This window comes from Marinitoga sp. 1197 (genome assembly GCF_001021165.1).
Classification (GTDB): domain Bacteria; phylum Thermotogota; class Thermotogae; order Petrotogales; family Petrotogaceae; genus Marinitoga.
This window is the reverse complement of the sequence record NZ_AZAY01000003.1, coordinates 1-18,303: the sequence shown is the minus strand read 5'-3', so window position 1 is coordinate 18,303 and position 18,303 is coordinate 1. Positions and strand designations below refer to the sequence as shown.

General features: G+C 24.6%; 8 protein-coding genes. All 8 read right to left on the bottom strand.

The annotated features are described in order from the left end of the window. Positions 1-10 precede the first annotated feature (10 nt). On the bottom strand, positions 11-976 hold the full coding sequence (locus X275_RS00690; protein WP_047267073.1) for a hypothetical protein: 966 nt from the start codon (positions 974-976) through the stop codon (positions 11-13). Continuing rightward, positions 973-4,686 carry a DPP IV N-terminal domain-containing protein gene (locus tag X275_RS00685; RefSeq protein ID WP_047267072.1) on the bottom strand — a complete coding sequence of 1,238 codons (3,714 nt, stop codon included), beginning with the start codon at positions 4,684-4,686 and terminating at the stop codon, positions 973-975. The genes X275_RS00690 and X275_RS00685 overlap by 4 nt, the downstream gene beginning before the upstream one ends. A 19-nt stretch (positions 4,687-4,705) precedes the next feature. Then, entirely contained in the window at positions 4,706-7,471 is a 2,766-nt protein-coding gene (locus X275_RS00680; protein WP_047267071.1) for a hypothetical protein, read from the bottom strand. A 68-nt stretch (positions 7,472-7,539) separates the two neighbouring features. Then, positions 7,540-12,720, bottom strand: coding sequence for a PQQ-binding-like beta-propeller repeat protein (locus tag X275_RS11640; protein WP_197072562.1), 5,181 nt, complete (start codon positions 12,718-12,720; stop codon positions 7,540-7,542). A gap of 32 nt (positions 12,721-12,752) precedes the next feature. Then, positions 12,753-14,528 carry a caspase family protein gene (locus X275_RS00670; protein ID WP_047267070.1) on the bottom strand — a complete coding sequence of 592 codons (1,776 nt, stop codon included), beginning with the start codon at positions 14,526-14,528 and terminating at the stop codon, positions 12,753-12,755. Positions 14,529-14,538: 10 nt separating this feature from the next. Then, positions 14,539-15,948 carry a hypothetical protein gene (locus X275_RS00665; RefSeq protein WP_047267069.1) on the bottom strand — a complete coding sequence of 470 codons (1,410 nt, stop codon included), beginning with the start codon at positions 15,946-15,948 and terminating at the stop codon, positions 14,539-14,541. Between the two features lie 4 nt (positions 15,949-15,952). Then, positions 15,953-16,951 (bottom strand): hypothetical protein, encoded by a 999-nt coding sequence (locus X275_RS00660; protein ID WP_047267068.1) that lies wholly within the window; start codon positions 16,949-16,951, stop codon positions 15,953-15,955. Positions 16,952-17,025: 74 nt separating this feature from the next. Further along, positions 17,026-17,667, bottom strand: a complete 642-nt coding sequence (locus X275_RS00655; protein WP_047267067.1) for a hypothetical protein — start codon at positions 17,665-17,667, stop codon at positions 17,026-17,028. Between the last annotated feature and the right edge of the window lie 636 nt (positions 17,668-18,303).

Below are 18,303 nucleotides of genomic sequence, written 5' to 3'. Positions count from 1 at the left end.
ATATTTTTGATTAGAATATATTTATTTCCGCCATTATTTCTTGATTACTTTTTATAAACTGTTGTAAATTATTTATATTAAAGAGTTTAAGATTTATATTCTTATTATTTAATTCATCAAAATTTTTTATTCCAAAAATAATAAATTCATTACTTTTTTTCAGCATCTTATGAGCTAAAATAAGTATTTTCATCTTTGAATTTGAATTTTGAATATTTGTTAACATTTCTTTTTTTTCTGACAATCCTTTTAGATAAAATCTTTCATCTATTCCTATTCTTTTTAATAAGATATGTGCATATTCGCTTAAAATTACAGAAAATAATATTTTATTCCCAAAATCTGTTTTTTGTAAATCTGTTATGTCAAAATCTAAAGTCCAAGTTTTTCGTTTAAAATCATATGTAATTGTTTGTGTAAGTATATCCATAGCTTCTTCATAGTCTTTAGATTTGTATAATGAATAGGCATAATTAAATCCTTCAACATCTATTAAATATACTTTTTCTTTATTTAAATCAACTTTAGATTCTTCAAAAGCTTTTTTCAATTCTGATTTTACACTTGAATTTCCAAGAATATAAGCAAGATAATTTTTTTCGGAGTTTTTTATTGATTTTGAAATATTCATTTTTTCAATTTTTTGATTTATAATATCAAGATTTGATTTTTTATTTTCATATATTAATTCATATCTTAAACGAAAATACTCGTAATATATTTTTTGATCTAATTTTTTTAATAGTTCAAAACTTTTTTCAAAATCATATATTTTATAATAGCTAAAGGCTTTAGCTAACAAAGTTTCATTATCTGTATTTTTTGATTTTATTATTTTCAAGTAATTATGATCAAAAAAATCATTCCAAACATCTTTTTCTGAATTATAATTTGTATCATACAGTATCTCAAGAGGATTCGGAAAGACTATTATTATCAATAATATAAAAAATATGATTAAATTTATTTTCCTCATTTAATCGTCCCCTTTAGTATATCTTCTTGGCCTGTAAATCCTTCAAAAATACATTTTATTTTTCCATCTTTATTCTCATAAAATTTAAAATATGATTTAGAAACGGTTTCTGTTCCCTCAAATTTTATAGGCATTATTTTTTGTGTTTCTATATTGTATATACTCAATCCATGAGTTGAATCTAACGATATTAATATATTTTTTCCGAACCATAAAGGACTTCCAACATCTCCGATAACTCCATTATCTATAAGTATTGTTTTTTCACCATCAAGAGAAACGACTGAAAATGCATAATCAAATTTATTTAATTCATAAAGATATCCTATTTTAGTGCCTTCGTTATTCCAAGTAATATATTTTTTATATTTATCATTATCTTCTGTTAATTTTACAATTTTTTGATTATTTGCGTTATATATATATAAATCATTACCATAAATAAAGGCTAATTTTTTTGAATCTTTTGACCATTTAATGTCTGTAACGATATTATCATTATCTTTTGATTTAATATTTTTTATATTTACTATTTCATTATTCTGAAAATCTAATGTTCCAAGCATTAGATTACCATCAGATGACCAAGCTATATATTTGCCATTTGGAGATAAATCAAACATTGTATCCTGAGTTGGCATTGTATAAATAGGAATATTTTTGTTATCTGATACAGAATAATAATACAAATCATAATTGTTATTATCTTTTATTATTGAATAAAATAATTTATCATTGTCATAATACCATTTATGCATATATATTGAGTGCTGTTCTTCTTTTTTACTTCTACTTCTTTTCTTTCTATTACTTTCACCAACAGACAATATTTCTTTTGAGTTTGTATCAAAAACTTTTAATTTTATATATTCGTTAGTTAATTCAAGATAAGATACATAACGTCCATTTTCAGAAATTTCTGGTTCAATATTTTTCATTTTGCCCTCTGCAGGTATAAGAACATCTTCTATAACAATAGTAGACATATTATCAATTATAATATTTTCTGATTTAAAATTAAGTTCATATGATAATTTACTTTTGAATTTGTTTTCAAAAATTTTAATATCTATTTTTTTATTTCCAACATTACCAAGGAAAATAGAGTTTATATACAGCTTTCCTTTTTCAATTTGATAGCTTGAAATATTTGCACTCTTATCAATTTCATTTAGTGAATTTTTTATATTTAATTCGTTTATTTCAAATTCAGCTGGATTGCCATTTCCATCTTCAATTGATAAAATAATATTTTTTACATATTTAAATGTTTTTTCCGGTTTACTTACTAACTTAATCTCTCTTGGAATCGCAACAAAGTTAACTTCAATTTCACCTATTTTATTATTTCCATAAAATGAAATTTTTTGAATTATTGGAGAAGATATTGCTGAGATTATCATTTTATTATTTTTAATAACTATATTATTTTCAATATTTGTTTTTATATAAAAGTCATAATTCATTTTATTGGCATAATTATCATATAATTTAAATTTGTTATTATCATATTCCAATTGAATTTCGTTTCCAAATTTGTCATAAACATGATAGATAATTTCTACTTTATCCTTTTCATCTTTATATGCTGTTCTTAAATATACTTTATTTTTGTTAAATGATATACTATTGGGTTCTGATGGTATAACATAAAATGTATATGTATCTGAGTTATATTCGTTATATTTACAATAAAATTCGTATGTTTCTGCTTTTGTTATATTTTCAAAATTTATTTTATATTGAGAATCGCTAATTCTTTTCTTTTTAATATTTGTTATGTTCCCTCCAAATTTCAAGTTCTCTTCATTTTGTCCTGTTAATACGCTATTACCATACTTGTCTTTCAAGTTTATAGTTAAAGTAGCTGATTTTTCTTCATCTGCTTTATAATATTTTTGAACTTCTATATTAAAATCAGCTTTTGCTACTTTATCAGGTAAAAAAGAAAGATTTATTTCTTTATTAAATATATCTTCATTAAGTTTAAATATAAGTAAAAATGTATAATTTCCAGATTTAGTTTGAGAAATATCAAAATATGTTTTATTTAGATTATCTATTTCTGGAGAGACTAAGATATTGTCTAAAGTTTCGTTATTTTTTAATGTAATTTTTAACTCGTTTCTCCCACTGTCGTTTATTTCATTTCCGTTATTACCAATAATTTTTATTTTTCCATTATCAATTGTTAACTTGTTACCATAAACATCTTCTATATTAATAGAATTTAGATTTAATTGAATTTGATTAGAAACTATATATTCACTTTTTTCAAAATTTATATTTACATCTTTTATTTTTGAAAGTTTCTTGATGAAAATTGTTATATATAAATCTTTATCAATATCATAATTATCAATTTTTGTTACTTTAAAACTGTATTCACCTATTGATGTTAATTCTTTGTTTAATATTAATTTTCCATTTTCAAATATAATCCCGTTATCAAATTCAACTCTTAATGGTGAAAAAGTATTATATTTGTCTTTAACTCTCAAGATGACATTTGAAATTTCCTTTACACCTAATTTAATGTCATCATTTATTTCATAAGATAATTTTTCAAATGACGGTTTTATTAATATACTAAACTTTCTTTTTTCATTATGAACAGTAAGATTAAAAGTATAAGTTCCAGGAACAGTCAAATTTTTTAGAACAATTTTATTATTTTCAATAACATAAGAAATCTTTTCAGGATTATTTAATGTTTTGAACATAGGCTGAAAGTCAACAAGATCTAATTTTGATTCAATATTATCGAAATACTCATATACTTCATCATTGGTAAAAATGTTTCCAACATAATCTTTGACTTGAGAATTAAATGTAATTTCAAATTCATCATCTTGTGTTTTTACATATTTTTTGTTAATTGTTATATCAATATTTGCAATTTCTGCTGGAAATTTAATACTTAGTATAACATTATTCTTTACTTTATAATTTTTACCTGAATAAGATATCTTTTCTAATTTTAAATTGTAATTCCCTTTATTCATTACATTTTGAAATTGTATTTTATTATTCTCATATGTACATTTATAAATTTTATCGTTATCTATATCCTTAAAAACTAATTCTGCAGAATTAAATTTTTTATCATCTTCTAGAATTTTTATGCTATTTACTTTTAGATAATAGTCAGATGATGATGTTCTTCTTAGATATTCATCTTTTAATTCAATTTGAACTTTTTTAGAATATTGGGTTTTACCAAGTTCAAATTCCAATCCACCACTTATTAGGAGATCTAAATTATTCCCACTGGAAGAAATCATATATTTTGCTTTTCCCATTAGAAAAATATTTAAATTATTAATTATATATTTATTTAATCCAGCAGAAAAAATACCATACAAATTATCAACATTAAAATTAGTAATATTTAGATTAGAAACTCCTCCTGACAATCTGAAAGTAATATAATCTATATATGGTATTTTAACCCTATATTCTAATCCAATATATTCTGAATGATTTAATAGTTGAGGATAATACTCAATTTGTGCACCACTATATATAAATAAGTTATTCCAAAATTTTAATCCTAATTCTGCTTTTAATAAGCTATTTAAATTTTCCGTAAAACTTTTTTCATTTAAAAAACTATATTCAGTGTCAGATTTAATCGAAAAGAAACCTTTTGAAAATATCAAAGAATGCATAATAATCAATATAACAAATAATAATAAAACTTTTTTCATTTATCTATCCCTCCATAATTTAATTTACAGACCAATCAGTAATTAACAAATTTTTAGGATTTGAAAAATCTATATCAGTAATAATTGGATTAGTTAAATTTTCAAGATTTATCTTTTTTATACTGTAATTTGTTGGTGTATTGATAGGGATATATAGACAATTTCCATTTTTTTCAATATACTTTATTGGATCTGATAGTTCAATTTCGTTTTCTTCTTCGAAAGTATCAAGATTTATTATTTTTATTCCTTTCAACAAAAATACTACATATGCATTATTGTTTTCTATTACAAAATCTTTTCCAAAAGCCAATGTTCCAATATTGTATATTTTTGAAGATTCATCTGTTAAATTATATTCTATAAACTCTTGATTTGCTGTGAAATATAAACTATCACCATAAAGTTGCATATTATGAGTTATTTTGCTTATTTCAGTTTCTTCTATAAAACTATCATTTTTTATTTCTCCAAGTATTATGTTTTCTTTTGTTGCTATTATTATACTTCCGCTATTCGTAATTTCTATATCATTTATATAGAATTCTGTATATTTTGATATTATAGTTGATTCTTGAGTGCTGTATATATATATACCATTCTCGGTTCCAAGATATAAGTTATTATTATAGACTTCAAGATCATTTAACTCTTTTCCTATTTTTACCGTTTTTATATCTGGATCTAACGGATTAGTTATATCTATTATTTTTATATCTCCAGTTTTAAGTGGAATATATATTGTTTCATTATCTTTTATTATTTTTTCTACATCATTAATTGAATCTGTTAAATCGGTTGAATATATTGTTATTGGTGTGGCATTATCAAGAATATCCGCTATTTCAAATTTTGTTGAGATAATATTCATTAATTGTGTTTCATTAACTACTGTGAATGTTGAATAATTTGTGGTTGTACTCGCATCTTTATCATCATTAGCAGTTATTTTCCAATAATATGTTTTTCCGTATTCAAGAATACCTGTTTCAAATTCTTGTTCGTTATGATTTTTCTCGTTTATTATGTCAAAATCATCATCTTTTAAATAGATATCAAAATGCATTGGATCATTATCAATATCTGTGGCTACCCAAGTTAATAATGATTTAATTCTTACATTATTTTCATTTTCTGCGGGTTCTTTTATTTCAATTAACGGCGAATGTGTTGTTAATATAGTTGATTCTGTGCTTTTATTTGTTGTTCCATATTCATCAGTTGTCTCTATCCACCATTTATATTCATTGCCTGGTTTCAAGAAAAAGTTCAAGTTTATTTGAGTTGAATTCAATGTAATAATTGTCCTTTCTCCGCTTTTTGTTTCTTCTAAAAAGAATTTTTTTGTTATTCTATTTTCATCATCATAATCAAAATTAAATTCAAATTTTGGTAATAATCTTATATTTGTTCCAAAAGGTGACAATAATGTAGAAGTTGGTGGAATATCTACTGTGATAAAATCATAATTATATGTTACTGTAGAGTCTCTATAATCTATTGCATCTATTTTTAGTCTATATTGAGTTTTATAATTTAAATATTCAGAATTATATAAATCCATTATTATGCTGGAAGAAATTTTAGTAGTTTCCATCCTTGTTCCAATTTTTGTTAATTCATCAGGTTTCCCAAACCATACATCATATTCAACTCTATCATTATTAAAGTCTATACCATTCCATTCAAAATCTAATTTTCTACTCGTATTAATTTTTGGTATTGTTTTAATCCAAACTTTTGGTTTTATATTATTTACGGTAAGTCCATAATTATCGCTAAATATCGAAAAGTCTGTTGCATCTATTGTTCCATCTGCATTTATGGTTTCATATATATTATCTTCATTTTCATCTATTGCTGAACCTATATCCATTTTTTTATTGTATGTTTCTGAGCTTTCATTACTGCCGTATGCATTTGCAAATTCAATAAAATCATAAATATTTACTATATTGTCATTATTGATATCTCCGGCCATATTCAATATTTTTATTTTAAATTCATTTTTCTTATTATAAATGTTCGCATTTTGATCAAGAAATGTCGCAGAAATGGTTAATGTTTCTGTGGCTGGATCGTTGAATTTAAAAGACAATTGTATTGGTTCATTTAATTCAGTTATATAGCTATATCCAATTTGCTTAATTATTACTTTACCATCCTCTGTTTTTACATCAAAATTATCTTTCTTATCTTTTAATTCATTTTGAAATACGACTCCATTTGCTCCTAAATCTGTTTGTAATTCCATTGAACTTGCAGGATAATCTATTTCTATTTCTATATTTAACAAGTCTTTAACATTCTGAAAGTGTAGAGTCATTAATTGATTTGAATTTGGATAATATGTCGTATATTTTGGATTCACATAATCAACATAATTAACTGATTTTGTTACTATGCCTAAATTTTCATTTTTAAAGTTTAGTGCTGTAATTTTTAAATCTGTTTTGGTTAAATTTTTTAAAAATACTATTTTTTCATTTATGTCAAATGTTTTTCCTATTTTAGATATTGCGACTATATTGTCTTTTTTTATTTTCAATGTCTTAGGATTTTCGATTATTTCTGTATCTTTTGATAATTTTATTTCTATGGTTTTTAATTTATTATTTAATGCTACTATTTCTACACCATCATTTTTTTCAATAATGCTCACTATTTTTTCATTTGTAATCAAATCACTTGTAGTATTCCATTTTTTTGTTTTATCAAATTTCATACAACCTGTTATCAGTATTAATATTATGACCATAATTAACAATGTTATTCTTTTTTGCATTATTATCACCTCACTCTATATTTTCCCATTCACAAGTGTATTCGCAAAATTTGAAATTTGAGAAATTACTATTTATATCCTATAATCACAAAATCATCAAAATATGTAGGAATATCATTATCTCCTGTGCTGTCTGCGCCATCTCCAATTCTAATACCTTTAAGCCCTTTATATGCATTTGGATCTTGATATTCAGATTTCGGAGTTACTGTGTATTCAATAGTTTTATTATCTGGTAAGTAAACTTTTATTATAGAAGAATACCCATCATCGTTTATCCATTGTTCATATATTAATTTTCCGTTTATATAAACCTTTCCATATTTTTCATTAGGGAAAAGTATGGCTTTTACTTTATTCCACGAGTTTATATTATAAACTTTTACTTTTATTTCTTCATTTTTATTAGTTACAAAACGTATATTACCATTATCCCAAATGTTGGCTCCTCCACATCCCCATCCCCATGAAACATCAGGATTAATGAACGAAACCCCACCCCGATGGATTTTGTTTGTATCTGATGCATATATTCTATAATTAAATTCAATTTTTTGATAATTAAATATATCAAAATAATATTCTATATCACATCCCCAATATGGTTTCCCCCATACTTTTAAAAATTTATTTCCAGAATCGTCCATATTTTCATCTTGTACAACCCCATATGAACGCCCACTATATCTTACATGGAATTCTTCAGGAATTTTTCCTAAATCTATATTTTCAAAATCTTCATTGAGGATTATTTCAGAAGTCAAATAATTATCTTCATCAACACGACCAGTATGCTGCGAATTTGCATGGAACATTGGCCATGATGTGTCTGCTAAGCCACCGTTATTATCGTTTATTGCATAGATATGACCATCCTTACTTCCAATATAAACGGTGCCATCGGCTCCTATTGCTGGGGAGAACTCTACGTCACCCCCAGTTTCAAATTTCCATTTTAAAGACCCATCAGGATTTATTGCATATAAATAATGATCATCTGAACCAACATAAACGGTGCCATCGGCTCCAATTGCTGGGGAAGACTCTACATCACCCCCAGTTTCAAATTTCCATTTTAAAGACCCATCAGGGTTTATTGCATATAAATAATGATCATCTGAACCAACATAAATGGTGCCGTCGGCTCCAATTGCTGGGGAAGACTCTACATCACCCCCAGTTTCAAATTTCCATTTTAAAGACTCATCAGGGTTTATTGCATATAAATAATTATCATCTGAACCAACATAAATGGTGCCGTCGGCTCCAATTGCTGGGGAAGACAAACCAAAACTACCATTAGTTTCAAATTTCCATTTTAGAGACCCATCAGGGTTTATTGCATATAAATAATTATCATCTGAACCAACATAAATGGTGCCGTCGGCTCCAATTGCTGGGGAAGAGAATATTTTTCCTTCTGTTTTAAATTTCCATTTCAGAGACCCATCAGGGTTTATTGCATATAAATAATGATCATCTGAACCAACATAAATGGTGCCGTCGGCTCCAATTGCTGGGGAGGATAATACTAACCCGCCGGCTGTCTTGAAATTCCATTTCAGAGAGCCATCAGGATTAATTGCACGTATATACCAACCACTTCCAAAATAAACAGAACCATCTATTCCTATCGCAAGGGAAGATATTCCTAAATAGATTGATTCATATTTTCGCTTCAATGTTCCATCAGCTTTTATTACATATATGTTACCACCTCTATTGCCAACATAAATAGTGCCATCGACTCCAATTGCTGGGGAGGAGGTTACCCAATCATCTGTTTCAAATTTCCATTCTAATGATAATGATATTGTTAATATGTTGTAATTTACATTTACTTCATCTAAATCAAATCCATCCATATTAATTGCCAATAATTTCTCTTCATTAATTTCCATGTTATCTTCAAATACAAAACTTACTATTATTTTGCCGTACACAATCTTTTTTATAGCGTTCATTTTTAATCTTTCCTGTATACTTTGAGGAATTTCAATTCTTGATAGGTCATCATCAGTTAATAATTCATTCTCAACGCTTATTTCAAATTCTATACCTTGTGGTGAATTTAGATTAGCATATATATATATATATTCTTCATCTTTATATGTTTTTATTTCACCTTTATTAATTACAGGATGTGCTGAAATTTCTTCAGATTCCTTTATTATTTCCCCACCTTTATCGTCATATGCTTTTAACTTGAATTTATATGTTTTAAAGAGTTGGGCTTCTAAATTATATTCATTTGTTGTTAATGCCTTGACACTATCAAATTCTTCTCCTTCTTTATATATTATTAAATCATATTTAATTTCATCATTGTCTTCATCAGAAGCATCCCACTTTATTTTTAAGGTATCATCATCTATTTGTTCTATTTCCAAACTGGTAATTGTTGGATTATGTGTAGTGGTAAATGTGTATTCTATCATATTAAATCCACCTACATTATCTGATACAACAATTTCAATTTTATAATCTTCATTAACTGTTATTTTCGGCAACTCATATTTTATTTGAGTGCCGTCAACACTTATTATTCCTTTTTTATTAATTAATTCAGTTGGACCATCGCTGATACCTGTTATAGTACCTTCAATACTAATTTCATCACCATCAATATCTTTTATGGTTATAGTACCTTCATAACTTTCATTTATTGCAACGTTATTTTGAGGAATATTACTTATCATTTCGATCTCTGGATTATGAGTAGTTTCGAATTCTATAGATTTCTTTGTAGTTTCCATCTCATCCGTTGCTTCTATATCAATTCTATATTTGTTTTCAGCTTTTAATTTTTCTGAATCAATTATTATTTCATATGTTTTATTTATTTCGCTACCCTCTTCTGAAATATTCATTATTTCTTCTTCTATATTTTCTGTAATATTTGTTAATTTTACTGTGAAACCAAATACATTACCTTCCGGTATGTAATAATCTACTACCGTTGCTTCAATTGTAATATCTTTATTTACCGCTACATTTGTTGTTGATTCCATTGTACTTATTTCTAATTCTGGTGCTGTATTTTCAGCTAAATCTCCCGCTAATTTAAATGAATATATACCTTCACCAATTCCACCTTTTTCATCTTTTGCGATTATTTTGACATTATATGTTTGTTCTATATCCAAATCTTTAATTTCCAAATCTTTTTGTGTTTGTGTAACAATACGAGTTGATTCTTCAGTTTCTTTATTAAGCCATATCTCATATACCAGGTCATCGCCATCTTTATCAGTAGCGTCCCATTGTAATTTTATGGCTTTTTCTCCTGTTACTATATGGTTTATTTCTGTTATCTCAGGATTATGAGTAGTTTCGAATTCAATAGATTTCTTTGTAGTTTCCATCTCATCTGTTGCTTCTATATCAATTCTATATTTATTTTCGGCTTTTATCTTTTCCGAATCAATTATTATTTCATATGTTTTATTTATTTCGCTACCCTCTTCAGAAATATTCATTATTTCTTCTTCTGTATTTTCTGTAATATTTGTTAATTTTACTGTGAAACCAAATACATTACCTTCCGGTATGTAATAATCTACTACCGTTGCTTCAATTGTAATATCTTTATTTACCGCTACATTTGTTGTTGATTCCATTGTACTTATTTCTAATTCCGGTGCTGTATTTTCAGCTAAATCTCCCGCTAATTTAAATGAATATATACCTTCACCAATTCCACCTTTTTCATCTTTTGCAATTATTTTGACATTATATGTTTGTTCTATATCCAAATCTTTAATTTCTAATTCTTTTTGTGTTTGTGTAGCAATACGAGTTGATTCTTCAGTTTCTTTATTTAGCCATATCTCATATACCAGGTCATCTCCATCTTTATCAGTAGCGTCCCATTGTAATTTTATGGCTTTCTCTCCTGTTACTATATGGTTTATTTCTGTTATCTCTGGATTATGAGTAGTTTCGAATTCTAAAGATTTCTGAGAAGTTTTAATACCATCAGATGCAGTTATATCAATTCTATATTTGTTTTCGGCTTTTAATTTTTCTGAATCAATTATTATTTCATATGTTTTATTTATTTCACTACCCTCTTCAGAAATATTCATTATTTCTTCTTCTGTATTTTCTGTAATATTTGTTAATTTTACTGTGAAACCAAATGTATTACCTAACGGTATGTAATAATCTACAACCGTTGCTTCAATTGTAATATCTTTATTTACCGCTACATTTGTCGTTGATTCCATTGTATCTATTTCTAATTCCGGTGCTTCATTTTCTAATTTAAATGAATATATACCTTCACCAATTCCACCTTTTTCATCTTTTGCGATTATTTTGACATTATATGTTTGTTCTATATCCAAATCTTTAATCTCTAATTCTTTTTGTGTTTGTGTAGCAATACGAGTTGATTCTTCAGTTTCTTTATTAAGCCATATCTCATATTCCAGTTCATCTCCATCTTTATCAGTAGCGTCCCATTGTAATTTTATGGCTTTTTCTCCTGTTACTATATGGTTTATTTCTGTTATCTCAGGAAAATAATTATCTCTGTTTACTATGACATGAATCTCTTTACCATCTATGGTTTCATTTGTTGTTTTATTCTTGTAATATGGAAATACTTTTATTTCATATTTTCCTAATCCTTTATCTTCTATAATATTTTCAAATTCAAATATATCGTTTACTATTTTTGTAGCTTCAGATATTGTTTCGCCTTCATAAATAATTTTTTCTCTATATTCATATTCATATTCATAATTTGATAATCTTTCATCTTTTGGGGTTAATTCAATGCTATATTTTAAATCATTTTCTCTTAATATATATTCATTTTTTGTTGATGTTTCTGTTACTTCGCTTTTTATATTAATTTTTGCTTCAGGTTTTAGTATAATGTATATTCTTCTTATATCACTTATCGCTCTTTTTCCTGCAGCATTTACAGCCACTACTTTCCAATAATAGGTTTTAATAGTTGGTGTATATTTAAACTTATAAGTAAACTCTGCTATTTTCTCAATTTCTGCTATTTTATCCATTTTATCAGGATTTTTTCCAAAATAAACCATATATTTTAATGGTTCTTGAGTATCAACTTTCCAATTTAACTTTACCGTTATTTCGTTTTCACTTCCATCGAGAATTATATATATATCTTTTCCAGGATCGGGTTTTGGTACTTCTCGTGTCAATATACAACCAGAGAAAAATAATAATATAAAGGCAAGTAATAAAATCAAGAAATAAAATTTTTTCATATGCTCACTCCTTTAAGATATATTTTATTTATTTAATTATTTTGTACATAATTTATAAGGTATAGGAAATCCTCATCTGATAAAAATTCTGGTTTGATTCCACATATATAGATTTTACCATTTCCAAATTCGTTTAAATACATTACAGCTTCTCCATTATACATTGCTATAATCTCTTCATTAATAGATGGAAGATAAGTATAAGTTTTTGAATGGATTCTAAATTTTATATTATCCAATTGAAATACTCCACCCTCATATTCTTCAAAAGATCTTATATTTTTTATAAATCCATTTGATAATAGGAATGAATCAGCTGAGTTGTCATAAAAAGATAAAATTTTTCCACCATTATTCAAAAAGTTTATTATTGATTCTTTCTCGTAACTCTCAATAAAATATAAATCTGACCAATTATCATTTGAAATAATTAATAGAGAATACTTATTCAAGTTATCGAAACTATTAATTTCTGATACTTTTATATTTTGAACTAATTTTTTCATTTTATTTAACAAAGAAGATGAAAAATTATTAAAATTAAATAATGCTATTTTTCCATCATTATCTGTTATTTCAAATTTTTTAATTAAATATGGATTATATTCTTTTTCATTACCAGGATCTATCAAAATTTTTAATATTTCATTTTTATAATATGCTTTTATTAAAAAAGTTTTATAAAAATTTTTTGATTTAATAATAAATGTTTTATCTTCATCATCAAAAAAATATTTTAAATTTTCATCAAGAATAATTTTTACATTCTTCAAAATATTTTTATTTTTATCAATAAATCTTATTTTAGCCAATATTTCTATATATATTTTTATTTTAACATTTATATTGTTTTCGCTGGTTACTTTAAAATCTTCATTAGAAAATTTTTCTTCAATACCTTTTCTAATTACCCTTAATTTTATGTTATGTTCACCGGGACTTAAATCATTGAGAAATATAATTTTGGTTATTGGAACTTTTTTCCATGATGAATCATCAAGAGAATATTCCAATATTCCTTTTTTTATCATCCAAATAGGGATATTAGTATCTATTAATATGGCCGCTCCGCCTTTTGCTTCTTTGGAATGAATTGGTAATAAAACTTTTGGATAAACAGTTATTCCGGGAATTTTTCCATCTAATTCATTATATAAATCATTTATTGTCAATTTCGTGTATTCTGGATTTTTTAAATATTCATTTATTGTATCTGATAATGTCTTAGTTAATATATTGTCGCTTGTTTTCTCAGAAATCCCTATAGTTATCCATTGATCAAATGTAGGAATTTCCGCTATATCTTGTTTCCCAAGATAACATGCATCAAAAATATTTATAATATTGGCACCTTGTTTTATAAAAAAATCAAAAAATTTCATTAAAAGATTGAGTGGTAAAAAAGTTTCTTTTATTTTTTTTATAGCATCTTCTGGAACAATATATAAAGTTTTTTTTCCGTTTTTTATATCATAGTCGCCATGTCCAGAATAATAAAAGAATATAATATCATTTTTTCTAATTTTAGATTCTATTTTTTTGGAAAATAAATATATTTCTTTTATAATTTTGTTTCGTGTGTTTTTTTCCCCATCTGAACCATAAATTTTTAATATATTTTCTTCTGGTATGTTTAATTTTTTATAAATAGATGTCATTGTTTTAAGTACATTTTTTGAGTAATTTAAATCTTCAATAGTTGGATCTTCGTATCTGGAATTTATTATTATTATTCCATATTTATTTGAATATGCGATATTTATTAAATATCCTATAAGCAAAATAAGTAAAATAGTTTTTTTGTTCATATAACCACCTCTATTCGCCAATTATATAGGTGTACGTGAATATTTCCCAGTTATTTTTATTTAAAACATAATAATTCTTTAAATCATTTAATGTTATTGAAAATTCTAAGAACTTTATAAAATTTGTACTTAATTTATTTTTTGAATATATAGCTATAATAGCTTCCTCTGATATTTTTCCTGAATTAGTGTAAAATAGAAGATTTTTTTCTATTTTATTTTTTATAAGTAAATTTACCATATTTTTAGAAATCAATTCAATAGTACCATTATCATTTTTATAATTAAGAAGAGTTAGATAATAGTCTTTATATGGATAAATTATTACTTTATATACTGAATTGTTTTTCAAAACATGAATATTATTGTTTTCAATAGTTATATACTTTTTTTCTGTGTAGTTTGAAGAAAATATGTAAGGAATAATTTTAATTTTTATTTGATCTTTTGTATTGATATATATTTTTATATTATTATCTATTTTTTCATACTTTAATATTAAAGTTTCATTAGTTAGTGAATTAACAATTATTGAAGGAATTGTTATTTTATTTTTTTCAATAATAACTTCAATTTCACTTTTGTTTTTGTTATAAAATAAATTAGAATTATTAGAAAGTAACAATTTCATTTTTATTCCAGATAAATCATATGGTGTATTTATTTTGATAGTAAAAGGCTGCGTATTTGAATGAATCTCACATTCAATTGATGAAGGAAGATTTATAGAAGTGTCTATAATTGAAGGGAATTTTTTTATTTCTTGATAATAAAATTCTATATTATATTTTTTTATAGTATTAAGAATATTTAATATATTTTTTAAATTTTTTCTTTTATAATGAAAGTCATATTGTTCTTTAAGTTTATCAAAAGTATCCCACAATTTTTTTAATTTTTCTTTTTTTTCATAATATAAATTTTTGGATAAATATTTTTTTTGATTTTCTAATAAATTTGTTGCGGTTTGTATGTATCTTAAACTATATAATATCTCAAAATCTATAATTATTGTTGGAATTTGAGCCTTTACTCTTACTATATATTTAATGTCATTATTATCTTTTATTTTTTTTATATTTGTTATATTATAACTTACGTTATTTATTGAACGTGTGGTTATAACTTTTATCGTAGATGTAAAATTATCTTTACTATTTACACTTTCATTATTAATTTCTTCTACGAAGTTCCACATTTTTTCTACAAAAATTTCAGATTCAAAATATTGAACAAGATTTGAAAGAGCTTGCTGCTTTGCCTTTTGAATGGCAATCTCTTTGTCATAATATTCTATTTCAGCTGTAGCATAATAAAATATGCCATTATTTACAGTTTTTATAATATCTTTATTAGAATTAACGGAACATCCTATTAGTATAATAAGTATCAGAACATTTAGTATAAAGAATTTTTTCATTATTTTATTCTCCTTCTTCTTTCAGTTTTTCAATTGTATAATTTAATATTTCATCCAAAGAAATTGTTTTCTTTATTTCATTATATTTATTGTTTTCTTTAATTAATTTAAAGAATAAATATGGATCATATATTGCAATAACATGATATTCCCTTAATCCCAAAGGTAAATCTATATAATACTTTCCTATAATAATGGTTCCATATTGAATTTCATCTGAAATTGAAAGGAAAAATTTTTTGTATGTGTTATATCTTGTATTATCTAAGCTATTACTTTTTTCCAATACAAAAACTTTAGTTTTTAAAAACATGGAAATTTTTTGTTGAACATCTTTAAATGCTTGGTTGAAATTATCATCTATTAAAATACGCCCTCCCGTACTCATTCCGTTAAATACAATTAATATATTTTTTTCTTTTAATTCTTTAATCCGGGAAATGATGGAAAGATTTTTTTCTACTATTTCTGCATCATATGGTATTTTTAAGAGGGTTATATCATCAAGAGTAAAAAATTTTAATCCTATATTATTTTCTTTCTTTTTTTCTCTTTTAAAAATATATTCAATCCCGCAACCAATTTTGTGCTGGCTGGATAATGCATAGTCTAAAAATAAATATGGATTAAAAATATTTCCATTATATTTGGCATAAAAATTTATACTATTTAAATGTGTCGGAAATAAATTTTTATTATCAATGCTCATTCCGATGGAAATTAAATTAAAATTGAAATTTAACAAATGGTTATATAAAATATCGGAAACAAAATTTTTATTATATTCTATTGAATTTTTTATATTAAAGTTATATTGAAGGTTATATAAAGAAATATTAAAAAGAGGCACTAATAAAGAAACTTCTCCATTTAAATTGTGTAATTCAAGTGAATAAGAAGAATTGATTTGAAATATAAACTCATTATTTTTTAACAAAATACTATTCGGGAAAAATTTTATATATATTAATATAAAAAAAAATACAGCTAATTTGATTTTCATGTATTTTCAACTCCTCAAATAATCAAAGTCTACCGAGTGTATCCTCGATAGACTTTTTTTAATTATACTACATATTACTTTTCGGCTTCTTTGAACACATCATTAAGCATTTTGAATATTTCTTTTGATTCTCCGCCTATCTTCTGAATATTATTTATAAGTTGAGAACTTTCAAAAACTTGAATTAAGGCTAAAGGATCATATACTAAGACTTCGTAATATTCTGTTAGACTGTTCTTTGGTACAAGGTATTTGGCAATTTCCTTTACACCAAATTGCTTTGATTCAGAAAAATTTTTTTGAATACTTTTCATTGCTGTTGTGGAAATTTCCTGTAAATCAGCATTGTCATTATTTTGATTTAAATTGCTTATGTATCCATCGACCTTCTTTTTGAATACTTCAACTTTATTATTTAAATATTCAGAAATTTGAGCCTGAGCATTCATCTTTGCTTTTTCATAACCACTGGTCTTGGAAATATTTCCTGCAACAGAATATCCGGTAAATAAAACCAACATATTGTTTTCTTTGAGTTCTTTAATTCGGTCTGCATAAGATTCATCTATATATTCAACTATAGCTTCTTTAGGGATGCTTGAGATCACAACATTCCCTACTTTTAAATGTTTTACAGGAGAAAATAATGCTGAACATGAGTTCAAGATACCTATAATAAGTACAAGTAAGAAAAAATAAGTTACACTCTTTTTCATCATAATTACCCCCTTTTAGAATTTTATAGAACATACAGATTTATTATAATAACAAGGAAATTATAATTTTATTATTCAAATAAATTATTTTTTAAATTAAATTATAATTTTTCTTAATAATATAATTTAATTATACCATATATCATATTATTCAGTCAATGTGTAAATTTTTTGTTTTATATATTTTTTTATTTTACTCTTTTATATTTAGAAAAAATAAATTAATACTTATTGGCATTATATTTTTTATAGCGAATTTTCCATTTATAATAAATTAATTAAAAAATTAACGTTATTAATATATCTTTGATATGCTAATTATGTTAGAATTTCAAAGAATAAGAATCATTTTCAGGTTATAACTTTATTTTACAAAAAATTCACCTATGTTTACTCAAGATTTATTATATCACCTTTATTAATATTTTGTCAACACTTTTTTATAAAAAAAGAACTGCTTTTTCAGCAGTTCTTTTTTTAATATTATTTTAATATATATTTCTTTTTTAATTTCGTCCCGATTTTGACAACAGAATGGTAAATTTTAAATTTTACAATCAAGTTATATCTAAATTATTTACATGTATTATTTGTATCCTCTAATTACAAAATCATCAAAATATGTAGGAATATCGT